The following is a 20,575-nucleotide window of genomic DNA, read 5'->3' as shown; positions in this document are numbered from 1 at the left end:
TGTTACCTATCTACAAAAATTACTGCGTAACCAACGCGTCATCAAAACTTGCCGTCGAGGACGCCATACGGTAGCCGACTTTACCTGTACTCAGCTCCGTAGTTCCATTCGTATAATTAATTAGCTGCGTTCCGTTCAGCGAGCCAAGGATATTATTCCCGGTTATCTTTACCTTAAGGTCGTACCATGTGTTAATACTTGAGCTGAAAGCAGTACTTGCTAACAAAGTCAAAGTCCCGCTCACCTTTTTATATAAATCAAGGGAATTCGTGCTGTTGTTGATGCGCAGCATATAGTAGTTGTTAGCATCTGTAACGCGGAATAGCAGTCCTGCATTCGCATATGCATTATTTAGCATAACCTTCGAGGAATACGTATAGTTACTCCAGGAGCTCCCCGCAAAGGCAAGTGCTTCACCAGTAACCAAAGACTGATTGAATACTTTACTTCCGTCTGTAAGTACGCTCCACGTACCGCCACTTGTTGTCCAGTTGCTAGATCCACTTTCAAAATTGTCACTGAACACGGTAACTGGTGCCGTACCTATGTCTGAACCCTCGTATGCCCCTCGGTCTGTTACACTGTTAGTTGGAACTGCACTGCCCCAGTAATCCTGACCTCCGCCATTACTCATAATCACAACACCGCTATCAATAGCTGGTGAACCAATCTGCAGCTTGTAACCATCCAACGCAGTTCGACTCGTTCCTGTTCCAGGGTTAACTAGAAGTGGATTGCTTGTAAGCTTGTGCGCATCGCTTGGCTCAGAACTAGGATGATTACCATAAAAAACATTATAATCAAACACCGTATTCGTGCTGCTTCCCAAAGAATATCCACCGCTACCAACTTTATAGATGATATTGTTTTTAAAATACGTATTGCTCGCGTACCCTCCCCAATCTCCGATGGTTAGAATATTGGTGCCAACTCCTGCTTTGACATAGATGGTATTGTTATTAATACTCGTATTGGTGACAGGCCCTGCCAATTGAAATATGCGAGTGCCATCGTTCTGACTGATGTTATAACGGACAATGGTGCCATTGTTAAAATTACTTGCTCCGTTATTACATATGAGAACGAAGCCACCTTCGTTGTCGTGGCTATAGTTATATTGAATTATCGTTCGATTCGAGACATAGTCAGAGTCAAATCCTTGACCATCCAAACTTCCATGCGTGCTATACGCTTCATTGTATTGCACGAGCGCATCGTTGGTATTGAATGGCCAGATCGCAACCGCTTCAGCGCCAGAACGCATATTTGCATGATGAACAACATTATATTGAATGACTGGAGCTGTACTTACCCTAACCAGAATGCCATCACGTCCGATGTCATAGACGGTATTATACTGAATAAGCACATTGGTGAAGCCCGACCAAGGACCAGAATCAACCATACCGCCACGGTTCATCCAGCGAGAGTGCGTCTGAATACCTGTTGAATCCACGGTGTATACGGTATTTCCTTCGATCTTAACGTCGTTCCACTTGGTTGATACGGAAGTTCCTAAGGCCTGCACAGCGATGCCGCCGTTTTTCTTATCCGTGTTGATCCCGTTTACATCGTGCACGGTGAGATTGGAAATATGTATGTAGTTCGCTGTCCCATAATCCGAAGCAACTACATTGACGCCTAAACGTTTGGCAGCGGTCGCTCCCTTGTTCGTCACTTCCAGATTCTTAATTTCCCAGTACTCTTGATTGTACAAATAAACAGCTGATCCCCCGCTGCCATCCGCATTCATCGTAAGCCCGTTGCCGTTAATAAGCGGCTTACTTCCGCTGCCTTAGCTTGAAATGGTGATCGGGCTGCCAGACACACCAGAACCCTTCGGATTTAGTTGCCCCGTCCACGTCCCTCCCGATTTGAATAGAATCTGATCGCCAGCTGCGAAAGTTGTCGCATTGACTTTGGCCAAGCTTTTCCAAGCAGTCGCTGTGCTTTGCCCATCTCCACTATCATCGGGTCTCGAAGCATCCACATAATATATGGTCCCCGCAGCCAAAGCATCTTTAGGCAACGCTCCAAGTAACGAAAGCAGAATAACGATGGCAGAAATGATGGTTATTAGTTTTTTAGCTGCATACATGAAAGCTTCCTCCTACATAATTAAAATTGATTGCGCTTTCATTTCAAGTCGTTAATTTCAAGAAAATCTAAGAACTGAACACCTCCAAAACAATATCTATTTGTATTGTTAAATCATTTGGGTCGCAAGTAAATATGATATTATTATGATTTCTGTTGTAATCCTAATGATTTATTGAATGTGCATGACCGTCCCTATGCTACCCTTACTTCCTTTCATTTCCTAAATACTTAATGGGGGATTAAATTACCGTACCGAAAAAATTTCACAATAAATATATGTCAAAAGAGCCAAAGGCTCACAAAAGTAAAAAAACTGCATCTCCCATTGTTAGGTTGTGTCTAACAAATGGGGTGCAGTTCGATGCAAAAAGTAATATAAGTTTCACAAGTCGAGTCACCAATGCCTTAGATAAAAGGATTTCTCATTATTTCAGACGCTAACATGGCGTGTCCCTTTTTTTCTGATTCCGAACTCACCATTTGTTCTAAATCATTTTGAATAACTTCGTCTAGTTCTTGCAGTACAACTATGAATCTCCCTTTCCCTGGAAAAAAGAATTGGCATACAGAATCTTCTTTGTTCATGTTTGACATCTGTAATATTAACTCTTCCATTGATCGAGCTTCTTTCATATGAATTCACCACCTATTGTAAGAACATGATTTAGGGTTACTAGCAGTTACTAGATTCGATATATCGTAATCAGAATTGCAAGTCATCCTACGGATTGACTCCTGCCGCGAATGGACGAGTTCCCACGGGAACGGTAGCGATCACGACATTGGTTAATCCATCTATGACGGAAACGTTATTATCATCCTGATTTGTTACATAAATACGATTAGTTATTGAATTGACACCTACTCCGTTTGGATTAACCCCGACAGGAATCGTAGTAATCACCGTGTTCGTTAATCCATTAATCACGGAAACATCGTTAGTGCCTCGATTTGCTACGTATATAGCATTAGTAGTTGGATTAACTCCCACCTCTCCTGGTGTAGTCCCGACCGGAACAGAAGTAATTACTGTATTGGTTACTCCATCAATCACAGAAACCGTATCACTGGTAAAATTTGATACATAAATAAGATTAGTGGCTGAATTAACTGCGATTCTAAATGGATTAACTTGGACTGGGATATTTGTAATTATGGTATTGGTGACTCCATCTATTACAGAAACGGTATCAAAATTAAAATTGGAAACATAAATACGGTTAGTTAATGGGTTGGCGCCTACCCCTGTTGATAAATTGAGCCCAGGGATTACAATGGTTGCAAACACCGTGTTGGTCAATCCGCTAATCACGGTAACATCTTCAGTTATGTCCAATGAATTAAAATTTGCCGTATAAATGGCATTGGTAGCTATATTGACCCCAACGTCGCCTGATTCATCCCCGACTGAAACAGTAGCAATTACCGTATTAGTGACTCCATCGATTACAGAAACGGTATCAATTCCCCTATTCGCTACATAAATACGATTTGTTAACGGATTGACGTCAACGCCTGCTGGATTAATCCCAACTGGAATAGTAGCAATTACCGTATTGGTGACTCCATCAATTACAGAAACATTGTTACTATTAAAATTTGCAACATAAATGAGATTTGCTGATACGGTTCCGGTAGGTCCCGTTGCTCCCGTGTCACCTGTTGCTCCTGTTGCTCCTGTTGCTCCTGTTGCTCCTGTTGCTCCTGTTGCTCCAGTGTCACCCGTTGCTCCTGTCGATCCTGTTGCCCCTGTTGCTCCTGTTGCTCCTGTCGATCCTGTTGCCCCTGTGTCACCCGTTGCTCCTGTCGATCCTGTTGCCCCTGTGTCACCCGTTGCTCCTGTCGATCCTGTTGCCCCTGTTGCTCCCGTTGCTCCTGTGTCACCCGTTGCTCCTGTCGATCCTGTTGCTCCTGTTGCTCCGGTTGCTCCCGTTGCTCCTGATCCTCCTGATGCTCCTGTTGCTCCTATTGCTCCCGTTGCTCCTGTTGCTCCTGTTGCTCCGGTTGCTCCTGTTGCTCCTGTTGCTCCTGTTGCTCCGGTTGCTCCTGTGTCACCCGTTGCACCAGTTTCACCCGTTGCTCCCGTTGCTCCCGTTGCTCCCGTTGCTCCCGTGGCTCCTCCGGCTGGACCTGTTGCTCCGGTTGCTCCTGTGTCACCCGTTACTCCTGTCGATCCTGTTGTTCCTGTTGCTCCCGTTGCTCCTGTGTCACCCGTTGCACCAGTTGCACCCGTTGCTCCTGTGTCACCCGTTGCTCCATTTGTCCCTGCTACTCCAGTAGCACCTGTTACTCCAGTTGCACCAGTTGCACCAGTCGCTCCAGTCGGCCCAGTCGGTCCGCGTCTGCCATCGTGATGGTGATGATCATCCTCGTATTCAATCTTAATTTTGGTTCCATTGTAAAGTTCTATTTCAATTTCTTCAACATGCTTCCAATTGATTGTAAATAGAAAATCCTCAAGCTCTTCCTCTCTCTCATTCAGATCTTGGCTGCTAAACTTCAACTCGAATTTATTTCCATTTATATCTTTTATTTCTATTTTTCTGATTTTCTCAATTCCAACTTTATCAATAGCCTTTTCTAATTTCTTTCCATTGCTCAAGTCACTTACCTCCTCTATAATTAAACTTCTGAAAGTTTCTTAAACAAGGTTTTTTAACATGGTATTGTCATCGTAAGTAACTCTCATAGTCTATTGTATGAGTTCTATTTGAATATGCTTGGACGAATGACAAAGAACATATAGAAGTAGCATATAATGGTAATACCCACTATAAAAAGCTCTTATTCCCGAAATGAAGGGAACAGAGCCTTTTACATTATTTCTTTTTTTATTACCTCTCCTACATAATAAATGTAACTGCTCGTTTGCTGAGAAAGTTTCAGACCCGTTTATGCGGCATCTAACACATCAGTACGAATCACTTACACAAATAATCAGACCATATAAAATAGTAAGTTTTTATTGAATGGGTGACAAACGTCTGCCTTTCTTATTTTACTGAACCTGAATAATCGAAACAGAACCATCAGTAGGATTAGCAGGGGCCGAGCCATTATAAAGAAAATCAATTGTAACAGCACTTGCAGTAGCGTCAGCTAAGAACGTACCAGATACACTTGCATTAGCATCTAAAGCCCCAGTATTTGCTTTACCTGAAAAATCACCTTTAAATACTAAATTAAGCCTTGGTGTAACAGTAATGTTCCCAGCTACTGAACTAGTTGCTCTGAAAGTATATGAAACCAAATAAATGTGCCCTGTTGCTAATAAAAAGGTTGTAGCTGTTGGATGCGAAATATTAGAGCCATTAATAAATGAGGTTGCATATGAAATAGCTGTACCATCTGCAATAGGTGATACACTAACAAGGAAGAGCCCGTTTTGTATTGTTGCAACAGCTCCTGTTGCTCCTGTTGCTCCCGTGGATCCTGTTGCTCCTGTTGCTCCTGTTTCACCCGTTGCTCCTGTTGCTCCTGTTGCTCCTGTTGCTCCCGTGGATCCTGTTGCTCCTGTTGCTCCTGTTGCTCCTGTTGCTCCTGTTTCACCCGTTGCTCCTGTTGCTCCCGTTGCTCCTGTTGCTCCTGTTGCTCCCGTGGCTCCTGTTGCTCCGGTTGCTCCTGTGGATCCGGTTGCTCCAGTTGCTCCTGTTGCTCCAGTTGCTCCTGTTTCACCCGTTGCTCCTGTTGCTCCTGTTGCTCCCGCAGCTCCTGTTGCTCCCGCAGCTCCTGTTGCTCCCGTGGCTCCTGTTGCCCCCGTGGCTCCTGTTGCTCCCGTTTCACCTGTTACTCCCGTGGCTCCCGTGGATCCTGTTGCTCCCGTGGCTCCCGTTGCTCCCGTTGCTCCTGTTGCTCCCGTTGCTCCTGTTGCTCCTGTTTCACCCGTTGCTCCTGTTGCTCCTGTTGCTCCCGTTTCACCTGTTGCTCCTGTTGCTCCCGTTGCTCCTGTTGCTCCTGTTGCTCCCGTTTCACCTGTTACCCCCGTGGATCCTGTTGATCCTGTGGCTCCTGTTGATCCTGTGGCTCCTGTTGCTCCTGTTGCTCCTGTTGCTCCTGTTGCTCCTGTTGCTCCTGTTGCTCCTGTTGCTCCTGTTGCTCCCGTGGATCCTGTTGCTCCTGTTGCACCAATCTCACCTGTTGCTCCTGCTGCACCAATCTCACCTGTTGCTCCAGTTGCTCCTGTTGCTCCCGTTGCTCCTATTGCTCCCGTGGCTCCCGTGGATCCTGTTGCTCCCGTCGCTCCCGTAGCTCCCGTGGATCCTGTTGCTCCCGTTGCTCCCGTTGCTCCCGTTGCTCCTGTTGCTCCCGTTGTTCCTGTAGCTCCTGTTACCCCTGTTGCTCCCGTTGCACCAATTTCTCCTGTTGCTCCTGTTGCTCCTGTTCCTCCAGTAGCTCCAGTTGCCCCAGTTGTACCCGTAGCTCCCGTTTCACCTGTTCCTCCCGTAGCTCCTGTGGATCCGATTGTTCCTGTTACCCCCGTGGATCCTGTTGCTCCCGTGGCTCCTGTCGATCCTGTTGCTCCTGTAGCTCCTGTGTCACCCGTGGCTCCTGTCGATCCTGTTGCTCCTGTAGCTCCTGTAGCTCCCATTGCACCAATTTCACCTGTTGCTCCTGTTGCTCCTGTTCCTCCCGTAGCTCCAGTTGCCCCAGTTGTACCCGTAGCTCCCGCTTCACCTGTTGCTCCTGTTGCTCCTGTTGCTCCTGTTCCTCCCGTTTCACCAGCTCCTGTTGCTCCCGTTGCACCAATTTCACCTGTTGCTCCTGTTGCCCCGGTTGCCCCGGTTGCTCCCGTTGCTCCTGTTGCTCCCGTTTCACCAGCTCCAGTTGCACCCGTAGCTCCAGTCTCACCTGTTGCACCCGTTTCACCTGTTGCTCCCGTGGCTCCCATTGCTCCCGTTTCACCAGCTCCAGTTGCACCCGTAGCTCCAGTCTCACCTGTTGCACCCGTTGCTCCCGTTGCTCCTGTTGCTCCTGTTGCTCCTGTTGCTCCTGATGCTCCTGTTGCTCCTGTTGCTCCTGTAGCACCAGTTTCTCCCGTTTCACCTGTTGCTCCCGTTGCTCCGGTGGATCCCTTTGCTCCCGTTGCTCCCGTTTCACCAGCTCCAGTTGCACCCGTAGCTCCAGTCTCACCTGTTGCACCCGTTTCACCTGTTGCTCCCGTTGCTCCAGTTGCACCTGTAGCACCCATTACTCCCGTGGCTCCTGTAGCTCCTGTAGCTCCAGTGGATCCTTTTAGCACCGTGTCACCCGCAGTTCCTGTCGCACCCAATCCTCCTGTAGCACCAGTGGGTCCGGCTTTTCCCATAGCGCCCGTGGTACCAGTTGCACCCGTATCGCCTTTAATCCCACGAAACCCACGTAAACCTCTAAGGCCTCTTTTACAACGGTCATTCATTTTCTTCTTCTTAATCGATTTGCACTTACATGGTATCTCACGGTATTTCATACACTTTACAGATGTTTTTTTCTTTTTTTTGGGTCTAAGCTCTTTTTTATTAAGTTTTGATTTTGAACTTTGGATTATTTTGGATTTTTGAGATATTCGGTCTTTTTCTACAGTACTGGACACAATCAACATATGTCACCTCCATAGCAATAAAGTATGAAGACAATCGTTGACTGGAATAGACACTTGTCTCAATCTGAAAAGATAATAGTACCTCTTTCCAGTGCTGCAGAAAGACATGCATGAAATTCTCCTTTTTTATGAATATCCAACCCCTTTTTCCAGAAATTCGGACAGATATTTCATAAGTAATCAAGTGAAATATGATGAATACCCTTTTCAGGAATTCGATAAAAAAACATTTTTTAGGTTATATCTGTAAAAAATATCTCGTGCTATCACTTGAACACAAAGTAGGGATAATCGCATGTGTGTACAAGTTACTACATTGTATTCTTACTTTGATTAACGAAATATTGATTAGTTAAGTTAGTAATCTATCACTGAATGTTGTGAAACAGGAGATAAATGTATAATCGGGCAATACATTACAACATAGTATAAAAAGAGAAGACAAGGCTTGTTTAAATCGGTACAAGAGAAGTAATTGAGTAAAACTATCAAGACTCAAGAAGATATGCAAAGTATTTTTAAAGGTTTAAGGCAGCGGTTGCGGATCACGCTCAAAATATGTTCCTGACCAAAATCCAAACGGAATGGAAAATGATCGTTTGGTCATCACCTTATCCAACCCCAGCGAAAAAAACAGAGAAATCTATGTAAAGATATACTATTACGAGGTACTTAATACTGGATTTACTTTCACCTATTTCCAGTATTAATCACATGCAATATTACTTGTTGATTTCGGCAAAGTCCTTGTCGATCCCAATACCTCCATGCTTTTGGAAAAGCAACTTTTGGCAAGCAATCGTCAGTATCCTCGTATTACGGCTAGGGGTGATTTTAAACGAAAGATAGTCGCGCTTCTTTAGGGAAACTTGAAATTAGCTCCGTTACCGGACATGGCAATAGGTTACTTGAAACTACTGTTGAGGGATTTTTTCCTGGTTTAGATTCGGCAGCCCCAGTTACCTTCTTCCGTTTTAGCGATTATATGTCGCATGATTAATTGATTAAACACCAACGGTATAAAAAAAGCAGCCGATCAACATGGGTCGACTGCCCTTCTTTTTGATGTTGAACTGGAATATTTAGTTCTACTTCCGCTCTTAGCTGCTATGACTGAAAACTTGAGTTTAAATTTTATTGAGGCTAACTTAATTTTTTGATAACAACAGAAGCGTTTGCATTTGCTTGTGTCCCTCCAGCTAAAGTCTGAAGGGTAACAGCAGCAGCTGAACTATGATTTCGTAGAGTAAGAACATCACCAGCGACTAACGCGATTATAGACTGACCATTGTTTTGCTGGGTACCTGCACCGGAACCGTATACGGAACCCGTAACCAGAACGTTATTTAAAAAGAGTGCGAATTGGTTTGGCTCAACTCCTGAAATGGAGTAAGTAACCTCATAGAAACCTGGAGTAGAACTGGTAATTACAATTTGAGAGGTTCCGGGAGTATGCGTAATGCCTAATGCAATAATGCCATTTGTATCAAATATAACATCTGCCTCTATTGGAACCGTCTGAGCTCCTAAATTGAAAATGTACCCGAACTCGAATACCCCTCCTGTTGCCCCAGTGGCACCTGTTGCACCCGTAGCTCCTGTTGCTCCTGTTGCACCAATTTCACCTGTTGCTCCTGTTGCACCAGTTACTCCTGTGGCTCCTGTTGCACCCGTTGTTCCTGTGGCTCCTGTTGCACCTGTTGCTCCTGTTGCTCCTGTTTCACCAATTTCACCTGTCGCTCCCGTGGCCCCAGTTGCACCTGTTGCTCCTGTTGCTCCTGTTGCTCCTGTTGCTCCTGTTGCTCCTGTTGCTCCCGTTGCTCCCGTTGCCCCTGTGGCTCCCGTTGCACCAATTTCACCTGTTGCTCCTGTCGCTCCCGTGGCCCCAGTTGCACCTGTTGCTCCTGTTGCACCCGTTGCACCTGTTGCTCCTGTTTCACCTGCTGCTCCTGTTGCTCCTGTCGCTCCCGTTGCACCCGTTGCTCCTGTTGCTCCTGTTGCACCAGTTACTCCTGTGGCTCCTGTTGCACCCGTTGTTCCTGTTGCTCCTGTTGCACCAGTTACTCCTGTGGCTCCCGTTGCACCAATTTCACCTGTTGCTCCTGTCGCTCCCGTGGCCCCAGTTGCACCTGTTGCTCCTGTTGCACCCGTTGTTCCTGTTGCTCCTGTTGCTCCTGTTGCCCCAGTTGCTCCTGTTGCTCCTGTTTCACCTGCTGCTCCTGTTGCTCCTGTCGCTCCCGTTGCTCCTGTTGCACCCGTTGTTCCTGTTGTTCCTGTTGCTCCTGTTGCTCCTGTTGCACCAGTTACTCCTGTTGCTCCTGTTGCACCCGTTGTTCCTGTTGCTCCTGTTGATCCTGTTGCTCCTGTTGCACCAGTTACTCCTGTGGCTCCTGTGGCTCCTGTTGCACCAGTTACTCCTGTCGCTCCCGTTGCACCAATTTCACCTGTTGCTCCTGTTGCTCCTGTTGCTCCCGTGGCACCAGTTACTCCCGTTGCCCCTGTGGCTCCCGTTGCACCAATTTCACCTGTTGCTCCTGTCGCTCCCGTTGCCCCAGTTGCACCTGTTGCTCCTGTTGCACCCGTTATTCCTGTTGCTCCTGTTCCACCCGTTGCACCTGTTGCTCCCGTTGCACCTGTTGCTCCTGTTTCACCTGCTGCTCCTGTCGCTCCCGTTGCACCCGTTGCTCCTGTTGCACCCGTTGTTCCTGTTGCTCCTGTTGCACCAGTTACTCCTGTGGCTCCTGTGGCTCCTGTGGCTCCTGTTGCTCCCGTGGCTCCTGTTGCTCCTGTTGCCCCAGTTGCACCGGTAGCTCCTGTTTCACCTGTTGCTCCTGTTGCTCCCGTTGCACCCGTTGCTCCTGTTGCACCCGTTGTTCCTGTTGCACCCGTTGTTCCTGTTGCTCCTGTTGCTCCCGTGGCTCCTGTTGCTCCTGTTGCTCCTGTTGCTCCTGTTGCTCCTGTTGCACCAGTTACTCCCGTTGCCCCTGTGGCTCCCGTGGCTCCCGTGGCCCCAGTTGCACCTGCTCCTGTCGTACCCGTTGTTCCTGTTGCTCCTGTTTCACCCGTAGCTCCCGTGGCTCCTGTTGCACCCGTTGTTCCTGTTGCTCCTGTTGCTCCTGTTGCTCCTGTTGCACCAGTTACTCCCGTTGCTCCTGTTGCTCCCGTTTCTCCTGTTGCTCCTGCTTCTCCAGTTGCTCCAGTGTCCCCAGTTGCACCAGTAGCTCCTGTTTCACCCGTTGCTCCTGTTGCACCAGTTACTCCCGTTGCTCCTGTTGCACCCGTTGCTCCTGTTGCACCCGTTGCTCCTGTTGCACCCGTTGCTCCTGTGTTCCCTGTCGCTCCTCCTGCTTCTCCAGTTGCACCAGTGACCCCTGTTGCACCAGTTGATCCTATTGGACCTGTGTCACCCGTAGTTCCTGTTGCTCCTGATACCCCCGTGGCTCCTGTAGCTCCAGTGGAACCTGTTGCTCCAGTGGAACCTGTTGCTCCGGTTAAACCTGTGGCACCTGTCGCACCTGTTGCTCCTGTGTTCCCTGTCGCTCCTCCTGCCTCTCCAGTTGCTCCAGTTGCACCGGTAGCTCCAGTGGAACCTGTTGCTCCTGTTACACCTGAGGCACCAGTTGCACCAGTGGATCCTGTTGGACCCGTGTCCCCCGTAGTTCCTGTCCTACCTAATCCTCCTGTAGCACCGGTGGCTCCAGCTTTTCCCGTAGCTCCAATGGCACCAGTTGCACCAGTGGATCCTCTTGGACCCGTGTCACCTGTAGTTCCTGTCCCACCTAATCCTCCTGTAGCACCGGTGGTTCCGGGTTTTCCCATAGCTCCCGTTGCACCAGTTGCACCCGTATCGCCCTGAATCCCACGTAAACCTCTAAGACCTCTTTTACAACACTTTTTTATTTCCTTCTTTTTACTCGATTTGCACTTACTTGGCATCTTACGGCATTTCATACATCTTACAGATGTTTTTTTCTTTTTTTTGGGACTAGGTTCTTTTTTATTAAGTTTTGATTTTGTTCTTTGAATTATTTTGGATTTTTGAGATATTCGGTCTTTTTTTTCTACAGTACTGAAAACAATCAACATATGTCACCTCCTTTGCATTAAAGTATGAGGGCAATCGTTGACTGGAATAGACACTTGTCTCAATCCGTAAAAATTATGGTAGCTTTTTCCTGTGAACGGTATGGTATTCGTGTAATTCTCCTTGTTTTATGAAAATATAACCTTTTATTTTAAAATTCGGGACATATATTCCAAAGTAATCAGTTTAAAATAAAAAACGTCACTTTCGCATAATTGCGAAGAGAGACGTTTTTTTTGTCATTATTTTAGCAAATAAAATCAACAAGGAGTGCGAAATCCGCCGCCTTAAAATTAAGCTAGATTATTAAATTCATACTCTTTCGACCCTTATCATAGAAGGCTACCGATAATTTCCCTGTTTTCCTCATCCTTCTCACATGCTCACTTAATAAACGGTATCTTTAGAGGTTGACGATTAAGGAGCCCTTTTTTGGGGGCACGCTATGCTTAAGAAGGAGTATAAGATAAACTAGCGCTAAATGAGAGTTGAGTAACATCAGCTGCTGAAGGATCGGTCGAAGCAAGTGTCCTTACACGAATTCCAATACGATCACCTGCTGCGACTATTAATGATCCCAGATTTATATTGGTTGCTGTACGGAAAGTGCCGGCAGTAATTATATTATTTGGAAATCCGAATCTAACTGAACTAGTCAGCGGAGTTGTCACGTAAGGTGAAGAAATATGATCAATACCGTTATTAGGAACGGAAGGCGCTAGGAATACAGTAAAATCATATTGAAGACCGAGCGTATTTATTGAAACCACTGAAGCAACCAGTAAATCTGCGCTTATTTGTAAGTTTTGTACAGTTCCCGCAAAGGGAATTGGGAAAGCAAAACCACCGGCTTCGGGTGGACTTGTTGATTCTCCAGAGCCGTCGATAACTTCAACCGTGTGATTACCAAATCCCATTAAAATTGGAGCAGCAGATACTACAGTAGCACCACTCAGAATGATGCCTGTAGAGAATGGAATAAGTCCTCCTGATGTTCCCGTAGCTCCTGTTGCTCCCGTTCCACCGGTTGCTCCTGTTGCTCCCGTTCCACCGGTTGCTCCTGTTGCTCCCGTTCCACCGGTTGCTCCTGTTGCTCCCGTTCCACCGGTTGCTCCTGTTGCTCCTGTTCCACCTGTTGCCCCTGTTGCTCCTGTTCCACCTGTTGCCCCTGTTGCTCCCGTTCCACCAGTTGCCCCTGTTGCCCCCGTTTCTCCAGCTTCTCCAGTTGCTCCTGTTCCACCAGTTGCTCCTGTTGCTCCTGTTCCACCAGTTGCTCCAGCTTCTCCAGTTGCTCCTGTTCCACCTGTTGCCCCTGTTGCTCCAGTTCCACCCGTTGCACCAGTTGCTCCTGTTCCACCCGTTGCACCAGTTGCTCCAGTTCCACCCGTTGCACCAGTTGCTCCAGTTGCTCCAGCTTCTCCAGCTTCTCCAGTTGCTCCTGTTGCCCCAGTTGGGCCGGTTGGGCCGGTTGGGCCACCGGCAGGTCCGGTCGCACCAGTTGCTCCTGTTGCTCCTGTTGCTCCTTCACCAGTTGCTCCAGTTGACCCAGTTGCTCCCGTTCCACCCGTAGCTCCTTGGGGTCCACGTGGTCCTTCTGCTCCTTCTTCACCTTGGAATCCTCGTGGTCCACGCGGTCCTTCTGGTCCTACTGGACCTTGGTGTCCTCGCGGTCCTTCTGCTCCTGTTGGCCCTTGGTGTCCTCGTGGTCCTTCTGCTCCTGTTGGCCCTATTGCACCTTGGAGTCCTCGCGGTCCTTCTGGTCCTGTCGGTCCTATTGCTCCTTGGGGGCCTCGCGGTCCTTCAGGACCCGGAGGTCCTGGAGGGCAATTACATTTTCCCATACTAATCTCATCTCCCTGTAATCAGTGTATTTCATCATATTAAAAGCCTAAAAAGATAGACACAGTATATGCCTACCAAAATAAAATAGTGGGAATAAAACCCAAATTTTCATATTTCAGAACTTCTATGTGATTGTCCCATACAAAGTTAACGGCGTTTGCATTATATAATTTTAGGATAGATGACTAGGGAGTGATCAGAATGGACGAGCGCCCATTGATAGGTATTATGGTAAGTAATAGGCGTAGCAGAAAAAGAATTTTGAACCTTTGTCTTCGTTATCAAAACCTAAACATTAAACTTTACGCCTTTACGCCAACAGATATACAGTGGAATAAAAAACGTATTATTGGACTTAGCTTGAAAAAAGGCAAATGGACACAAAGTTTGTTCCCATTTCCTCATGCTGTCTATAACCGTTGTTATAATAAAAAACCAATCAACATTCAACACTTTGAAGCATTAATAGGCAAGAATAAGTGTTTCAACACTATCAATTTTTTCAACAAATGGGATCTCTATAACCAATTAGTACAATCTAATCTAGAACCATATGTACCGGACACATTTCTATATAATGAAGTGAACATATCAGAACTATTAAACTCCTATAAACTTGTCTACTTAAAACCAATTTATGGAAATAAAGGAGCATCGGTATATCGGGTTGAAATAATGGAAAATGAAGATATACACATTTCATTGCACAGCTTAGCTCCAAGATATATTTGTAGAAAAAATGAAAGCATTCAGGAAAAATTGGATGAACTTCTTGGACCAACGACATACATAGTCCAGCAAGGGATTCCAATGTGTCAACTTGATCATCAGTATTTTGATGTCCGCGTCCTAGTTCAAAAGGGAATTACGGGAGAATGGGCGATCTCCACAATAACATGTAGAGTAGCTCACAAACGATATTTTAACACTAGTATGTGTGAACATATCTATAATGTAGATGAGGTTCTCCCCCGATTATTTTCGCAGGAAAAAGTGAATGACATTCTTCAATCACTTCGTGATGTAAGTATAAAAGCCGCGCAAGAAGCAGAAATTCATTTGAGTTCACTGGGAGAATTGAGTGTGGATTTTGCCATTGACATAGAAAGCAAGCTGCGGATTATTGAAATAAACGGAATGCCTCAAAAAAGTATATACAATGACATAAAGAACTTTAAATACAAAAAAATAATTCATAGTAGACCATTGGAATATGCTTATTACCTCTCTCAGTCATAACTAATGAAAAATGGAGCATCTGCCGAGATGGCATCTGCTCCATGAAGCATTTATTTAGATAATTTATTTGCCACGTGACTACGAAGCGGTCATTCAGCCAACCGAACTTTTTACTAAACCCATAATTACGGCATTAGAGCTTGTCCACCTTCTTTAAGTTTCCCACAAAGCTCATCAATTTCTTCCTCCGAACTAAAAGCAACCAATTGCAAGTATAACGCCTCCGTTCGCTTCGTATGTTGTGACTTGCTCCAATGACATGAAGTGGCTACTTTGACTGGCGCATTAAATCCCGGATTTTTTGCACACTGGGTATAACATCGTAAAGTCGAATGTTTCGATTTCCGAATAGGGGATTGTCAGAGAGTTCAAAGGTTCAAGCGGTACCGTCTCCATCCCGAGTACTCCTTCACGCCGATCCAGCTCGTAATCTGGCGACTGCTCCAGCCAAGTAAACATCGCATCATATACGCGCCACATGTGTTCCTCATTCCCGTTCACCCGAGCGCTTGCACAGAGCCCTCCACTTACTTCTAGAGTCTCAATGTCATCCTGTACATCTCCGAACTCGTGAACCGCCAGTCCGACCCATAGCGTATCGACTTGCTTGCTCAATTGCTCCTGAGGTATGAGCACATACGCAGAGGGCACTTCAGTGAGTCTCACATCGTGCATGGGTAACTGCGCTGTAAGCCTGCTCCACGCCTCTCGCGTGCCACTCTTGTCAGGTGTCATCCCCGTCCTTACTGCCAGTACTTTGAAAGGCGCTACTTCAACTAACTCAACCACGATTGTATTCTGCAAAATACCCTCTCCTCTCTCTTCACGTTTATCCATGATGAAGACATCCTGCTAAAAATATTCACCAATTCCCAAGAAAAACCTTTTTTATTAATAAGATAAAGCCATGCTGTCCGTTAGTAAAAAGGCAACTGATTCAATGGGGTTAGCAGCCTTCTCTAATGTTATCGAGCACCCGTTCCCCATTTCCATATAAATTCAAATGCACTCTCGACATCAAAAAAAAGACCTGGGTTCATGACCCCAGATCTTCCTTTTTCATTAATCAATAACTGCCGCAGTAAACGTAATAGGTCCTATGACACTTGCTGATGATTGTCCATTAAAAAGCAGCTCACCCGTAAGCGTGTATACAATTTTATCATCATCGTCGGGGCTATCAACATGAGCAAGTTGTGTCACTGCAAAGTGATCATCAGGGTATGCCTGAGCCGAGTCAGCAGCACTGTAGATGGTTGTTCCCGTCAGTTGGTCCCCTCTCCAGATACGGAATAATACGTCAACATGATCGAATGTTGTGCCATTGGTAACTACATTCCAACCTACATTGGCAGATAACCATACAGTTGCATCACCTTTTACAGAAACCGTTGCTAACGTAACAGGGACATTAAACAATAGTGAAATATTAACACTACCGCCTGTATTTGGTGTCAAGACTTCATACTTGAATTTTTTGAGTTCATCGGACATGACTATCACCTCCTTGAATTGAGTTACTATATCGTATTCAATTCTACTAATCTATGAATCTATCAATTGACTGATAGTAATCGTACATTTTTGAAAGCACAAATTGTCCTGAGCGAGCATCATTAATTTGGTAACAACAGGACATTTGTCCAAACCTTACAGGTAAGAATCTCATATTTTGTTGTATTCATCTTAATCATCTCTATTAAATGATGAGAACATGGGGGCAAATCAATTGAAGCTAAAGAAAACCGTTCAGACTCAGCCCATTACCGTGAAGGGATTGCGCATTCTATCCCGTCGTATTCTACCTCTTTATGAACGCATTGCAAGCGAACGTCTGTATGCGATACGACTGATAAACGCCTTGAGGACATTTCATTTAGATCGAACCACAAAAGTGATCCAGCAGGTGCTTCCAGGCGCAGAGACTTCTATTGGAGCCGGCTTTACGGCAAGCTACAGTCTCAGGATCACAGACAAGACGAAGGTTTATTTAGTAACGGGTATCTTTCGTCCGGGGCGGCTACAAAGTATGCACGCTGAGGATATCCGTAGAGTCAGCCTAATCATGGTACATCTGCTACAAAAACTGGCCAACAATCGTATATTTGCAGTACAGTTCATTAGGCTCGTGAAAATGAGAAAAGAGGCTGAGTTACTGCAGTTGGTCAATAGCATCAATCCCAAGCTTATTGTTTCCGCCGCCATTAGCGAATACGGCCCTTTATTTGTTGTCCGCTTATCTAATGGAAAGCGCTATAACCTTACTTTTGAGCCATCTTGAAGATCAGAATTTGATCTATTAGAGGCTAGGACTATCTAGTTATTCCCCCACACCGAGTCTTTTGGATCCACATATGTTGTGAGAGTACACACCAATTGAATTGAGGGAGTGATAGCTATGCCCGGACTACTGCGCACAGTCAACGGAACGACTACCCTTTTTGCAACAACAAGTATAAAGTCCAAGCAAGAAGGCATCTTGAGCGCGAATATGGAAATCGTTTTGAACGCCAATCGAGGTGTTTCCGACATCTTCCTAAACATCACCCAGAATGCCTGTAACTTAGTAACATTCAAAATACAATCTCTGAATCGCACAAGCAGCAGACTCACGGCTTCCTTTGGTAAACAAGTGGACGGCGTCTCCAGTGCCAACATTATTCTCCAAGATAAGAACAACACTATCACTGCTAGAGGATTTATTAATAAGAAAGCAATCGTTCCCGTTAGACTTGAAAGCGCTTGTCAATGTGGTTGCTCTTGCACGCACACCAAAAAAATTAGATTCAAAGACGGTACAACATTAAAGATCAGCATCGATAAATCGCTCCAATTTGCCCTTAAACGACTATTTACAAAACTTGAGCGTGTGATAAAGAAACTGACTCCGAAACGAGGCAAAGGTGCGACCGCTGATCCCGAATGCAATGCAAAATGTTATCGTATCGGAAACGCTTGTCGGGCCGCATGCGGCATCTTCGCTGTCTTATGCACACCGGTATGTTTGAGCGCGCAGGCGGTTTGCCTCATTAGCTGTTTGCCGACATAGCGGCACAGACTGCAAGCAATAATTATTTCCGGGGAAATGGATCGCTTACCTTCTTTCATAGTGAGACACCAAAAAAACGGCAGCAGAATGAATAGCTACCGTCTCTTTATTTTTTTACATAATATTCCATATGCACAAATAACCAACGGACACCGAACGTATGCCGGTTTCCGCTGGCTCATGATAAAGCTTCCTTAGCGTCTTTTTATCATGTCTTCTACTTTTGCTTGCATGGATTGCACCGTTGTTTTCCTATATTGAATACCTAGCCGAATTACCTTCAACTGCTGACTGCGAGAGAGCATCCGAAAACGTGGTTCTTGCTTTAAAAATTTTCGAATAATGGTCCAACTGTTGATTTCAAACCGATTTGGTTTGAGGTACGGGATGTCATAAGGCAGTTGCCGTTTCCGAAATCGATTAACAAAATTCCCGAAATTAGTTGAAATCTTGCTTTCATCCACGAGGCACACAGCCCGATTTTTATTGGTATGCTTTTTGAGGAATGCGAAATGATGATGTCCATCCTGGATAATATAGTCACCATCTTTCTTGCTTTTTTGCACAATGAGTAATTGCATGAGGTCCTGTGCAACTTTTTTAAACTCCTTCTTACGTGGTGAAGTCTTCGTATTGGTACTGTCCTGCTTAATCTTATTTAGAGGTATATATTGCACTGTATATCTCAACGCTACCCCTCCTCAATACCGCTGCTTAATGTAATGTATTCCATGTTGTTACAGTGTATGTATGTTAGCGTATTGGAGGTGCATGCCTTAAATGGATACAACTTGGCAGTAATACCTATTCTTATGCTCCCAGAGAGTACAAGTAAACCAGGTGCTTTTCGCACTAAAATAGCCCCCACCTGATAAATCAGATGAGGACTACGGCTTTTTATTACCGAAGAAGATTGGTTTTCGCCAGCTCGATAATTTCGTTTCCTTGCCCGTTCAAAACAGCTTTCAGCATCCACATCGTAAATCCGCGTGCCTGCTCGAAGTTGATCTTCGGCGGCATAGCCAGCTCCTGACGATTGACGATGACATCCAGCAGTACCGGACCGTTGTGTTCGAACGCTCGACGAACGGCGCTTTCCAAGTCGTTCGGATCCTCGACCCGAATTCCTTCAATTCCCATAGCTTGAGCCAGAGCCGCAAAATTTGGATTGTCGAGTTCCGTTCCGAATTCCAAAAAGCCGGCTGCTTTCATTTCCAATTCCACGAATGCAAGCGCGCCATTATTAAAGACAACGATCTTGATCGGGAGCTTATGCTGACGAAGGGTCAACAGATCTCCGAGCAGCATGGTGATTCCCCCATCTCCCGACAGAGATACGACCTGGCGTCCCGGCTGAGCAACCTGCGCCCCAATCGCCTGGGGCATCGCGTTCGCCATTGTTCCATGGTTAAACGAGCCAAGAAGCCTTCTTTTTCCATTCATTCTCAAATATCTGGCAGCCCACACAGTCGGCGTTCCAACATCGCAAGTCAAAACGGCATCCTCATCTGCGAGATCACTGATTACCTTCATGAGGAATTGCGGATGAATAGGCGCTCTGCCGGGAGCTGCAAGATTGTCCAGTTCCTGGCGGACTTTGGCATAATGTGCGGCAAACTGCTTCAAATGATCAGAAGAGTGCGGTTCGTTTAACAAGGGTATCAACATTTCGACCGTCGTCTTCACGTCTCCGCACACTCCGTATGCTAACGTCGTTCGCCGGCCTAGTCGGGATGAATCCAAATCAACCTGAAGGATGGTCGCTTCGTGCGGATAAAATTGTCGGTATGGAAAATCAGTACCCAGCATAAGCAAGACATCGCATTCCATCATAGCGTGGTATCCGGAAGAAGATCCGATGAGGCCGGTTAATCCAACGGAATACGGGTTGTCGTATTCCAGATATTCTTTTCCTCGCAGTGCTATCACCATCGGGGATTGTAGTTTCTCGCACAACTTCATGAGCGAAGCATGAGCTCCCGCGCAACCAGCACCGCACAGCAAAGTGATTCTCTTACCTTTGTTTAAGTAGTCGGCAAGCGTCTTCAATTCGTCTGCTGAAGGGCATACAATCGGATGTGTGGAATGGATAATGCGTTCCGGAACGGGGCTTTCGTCGTATTCGAAAGCTGCTACATCACCTGGAAGCACTAAGACAGAAACTCCTGACCTTGCCGTCGCGGTTTGCATTGCCATCGTAACCGCTCGAGGCATTTGCCCCGGTCCAGTTACGACCTCACAAAAAAAGCTGCATTCCTGAAACAACATATCCGGACGGGTCTCTTGAAAAAAACTGCTGCCAATTTCACTGCTCGGTATATGAGCGGCAATTGCAAGAACTGGCACCCTGTTTCGATGGCAATCGTATAATCCGTTAATGAGATGCAAATTACCTGGTCCACTGCTACCTGCACATACGGCGATTCCTCCGTTCATGGCGGCATCTGCCCCCGCCGCGAAAGCTGCAACCTCTTCATGGCGGACATGGATCCATTCTATTTTTCCAGAACGTCGGATTGCATCTAGCAAGGCATTTAGCGAATCGCCGATAATGCCGTAAATTCGCTTCACCCCGGCATTTAGAAGGGATTCCACGATGGAATCCGCTATCGTTTTTCTCAAGGGAATCTCTCCTTTTTGTTTTTATTAATTGCCTAATGTTGCACTCATACATAGAATACAA

General features: G+C 46.0%; 14 protein-coding genes and 1 pseudogene. 3 read left to right on the top strand and 12 right to left on the bottom strand.

All coding sequences use genetic code 11. The features are described 5' to 3' along the window. Window positions 1-19: 19 nt before the first annotated feature. From AC58QT_RS15555 to AC58QT_RS15525, 7 genes are all read right to left on the bottom strand, one after another. Window positions 20-1,753, bottom strand: a complete 1,734-nt coding sequence (locus AC58QT_RS15555) for a 3-keto-alpha-glucoside-1,2-lyase-like domain-containing protein (RefSeq protein WP_497409782.1) — start codon at window positions 1,751-1,753, stop codon at window positions 20-22. 42 nt (window positions 1,754-1,795) lie between these two features. After that, a complete protein-coding gene (locus tag AC58QT_RS15550) occupies window positions 1,796-2,098 on the bottom strand; it encodes a hypothetical protein (RefSeq protein ID WP_497409781.1) in 303 nt (100 codons plus the stop codon). 407 nt (window positions 2,099-2,505) lie between these two features. After that, entirely contained in the window at window positions 2,506-2,733 is a 228-nt protein-coding gene (locus tag AC58QT_RS15545) for a hypothetical protein (RefSeq protein ID WP_497409780.1), read from the bottom strand. An 88-nt stretch (window positions 2,734-2,821) separates the two neighbouring features. Continuing rightward, window positions 2,822-4,702, bottom strand: a complete 1,881-nt coding sequence (locus AC58QT_RS15540; RefSeq protein ID WP_497409779.1) for a YncE family protein — start codon at window positions 4,700-4,702, stop codon at window positions 2,822-2,824. Window positions 4,703-5,098: 396 nt separating this feature from the next. Then, window positions 5,099-7,444 carry an NTTRR-F1 domain gene (locus AC58QT_RS15535; RefSeq protein WP_497410033.1) on the bottom strand — a complete coding sequence of 782 codons (2,346 nt, stop codon included), beginning with the start codon at window positions 7,442-7,444 and terminating at the stop codon, window positions 5,099-5,101. 1,377 nt (window positions 7,445-8,821) lie between these two features. Beyond that, on the bottom strand, window positions 8,822-11,071 hold the full coding sequence (locus tag AC58QT_RS15530) for a collagen-like protein (protein WP_497410032.1): 2,250 nt from the start codon (window positions 11,069-11,071) through the stop codon (window positions 8,822-8,824). 1,140 nt (window positions 11,072-12,211) lie between these two features. Beyond that, window positions 12,212-13,603 (bottom strand): hypothetical protein, encoded by a 1,392-nt coding sequence (locus tag AC58QT_RS15525; RefSeq protein WP_497409778.1) that lies wholly within the window; start codon window positions 13,601-13,603, stop codon window positions 12,212-12,214. 202 nt (window positions 13,604-13,805) lie between these two features. Here AC58QT_RS15525 and AC58QT_RS15520 point away from each other — a divergent pair, with 202 nt between their 5' ends. Further along, a complete protein-coding gene (locus AC58QT_RS15520) occupies window positions 13,806-14,843 on the top strand; it encodes a YheC/YheD family endospore coat-associated protein (protein WP_497409777.1) in 1,038 nt (345 codons plus the stop codon). A 61-nt stretch (window positions 14,844-14,904) separates the two neighbouring features. Here the strand turns inward: AC58QT_RS15520 and AC58QT_RS15515 are convergent. From AC58QT_RS15515 to AC58QT_RS15505, 3 genes and pseudogenes are all read right to left on the bottom strand, one after another. Next, window positions 14,905-15,037: pseudogene (locus AC58QT_RS15515) on the bottom strand (VOC family protein); the annotation flags it as partial. Between the two features lie 91 nt (window positions 15,038-15,128). Next, the gene (locus AC58QT_RS15510) at window positions 15,129-15,680 is read right to left on the bottom strand and encodes a GyrI-like domain-containing protein (protein WP_497409776.1); all 552 of its coding nucleotides are present in this window, start codon (window positions 15,678-15,680) and stop codon (window positions 15,129-15,131) included. A 225-nt stretch (window positions 15,681-15,905) separates the two neighbouring features. Next, window positions 15,906-16,337, bottom strand: a complete 432-nt coding sequence (locus AC58QT_RS15505) for a hypothetical protein (protein ID WP_497409775.1) — start codon at window positions 16,335-16,337, stop codon at window positions 15,906-15,908. 235 nt (window positions 16,338-16,572) lie between these two features. Here AC58QT_RS15505 and AC58QT_RS15500 point away from each other — a divergent pair, with 235 nt between their 5' ends. Further along, a complete protein-coding gene (locus tag AC58QT_RS15500; protein ID WP_497409774.1) occupies window positions 16,573-17,124 on the top strand; it encodes a hypothetical protein in 552 nt (183 codons plus the stop codon). Window positions 17,125-17,241: 117 nt separating this feature from the next. Then, window positions 17,242-17,892: a hypothetical protein gene (locus AC58QT_RS15495; RefSeq protein WP_497409773.1), complete on the top strand. Its 651-nt coding sequence runs from the start codon at window positions 17,242-17,244 to the stop codon at window positions 17,890-17,892. A gap of 194 nt (window positions 17,893-18,086) precedes the next feature. Here the strand turns inward: AC58QT_RS15495 and AC58QT_RS15490 are convergent, their stop codons facing one another. Together AC58QT_RS15490 and poxB are read right to left on the bottom strand one after the other, a co-directional pair. Continuing rightward, complete coding sequence (locus tag AC58QT_RS15490) at window positions 18,087-18,581, bottom strand: hypothetical protein (protein WP_497409772.1); 495 nt, start codon at window positions 18,579-18,581, stop codon at window positions 18,087-18,089. Window positions 18,582-18,792: 211 nt separating this feature from the next. Then, window positions 18,793-20,514: a ubiquinone-dependent pyruvate dehydrogenase gene (poxB, locus tag AC58QT_RS15485; RefSeq protein ID WP_497409771.1), complete on the bottom strand. Its 1,722-nt coding sequence runs from the start codon at window positions 20,512-20,514 to the stop codon at window positions 18,793-18,795. Window positions 20,515-20,575: the final 61 nt, after the last annotated feature.

This window comes from Paenibacillus sp. J31R109, assembly GCF_059692055.1.
Note: the sequence above shows the minus strand (reverse complement) of the source record. Positions and strands in the feature narration are given on the sequence as shown.

Coding starts and splice junctions, on each gene's coding strand:
- AC58QT_RS15555 (WP_497409782.1), bottom strand. CDS start 1,753: ATGAATGCGGATGGCAGCGGGGGATCAGCTGTTTATTTGTACAATCAA.
- AC58QT_RS15550 (WP_497409781.1), bottom strand. CDS start 2,098: ATGTATGCAGCTAAAAAACTAATAACCATCATTTCTGCCATCGTTATT.
- AC58QT_RS15545 (WP_497409780.1), bottom strand. CDS start 2,733: ATGAAAGAAGCTCGATCAATGGAAGAGTTAATATTACAGATGTCAAAC.
- AC58QT_RS15525 (WP_497409778.1), bottom strand. CDS start 13,603: ATGGGAAAATGTAATTGCCCTCCAGGACCTCCGGGTCCTGAAGGACCG.
- AC58QT_RS15520 (WP_497409777.1), top strand. CDS start 13,806: ATGGACGAGCGCCCATTGATAGGTATTATGGTAAGTAATAGGCGTAGC.
- AC58QT_RS15510 (WP_497409776.1), bottom strand. CDS start 15,680: ATGGATAAACGTGAAGAGAGAGGAGAGGGTATTTTGCAGAATACAATC.
- AC58QT_RS15505 (WP_497409775.1), bottom strand. CDS start 16,337: ATGTCCGATGAACTCAAAAAATTCAAGTATGAAGTCTTGACACCAAAT.
- AC58QT_RS15495 (WP_497409773.1), top strand. CDS start 17,242: ATGCCCGGACTACTGCGCACAGTCAACGGAACGACTACCCTTTTTGCA.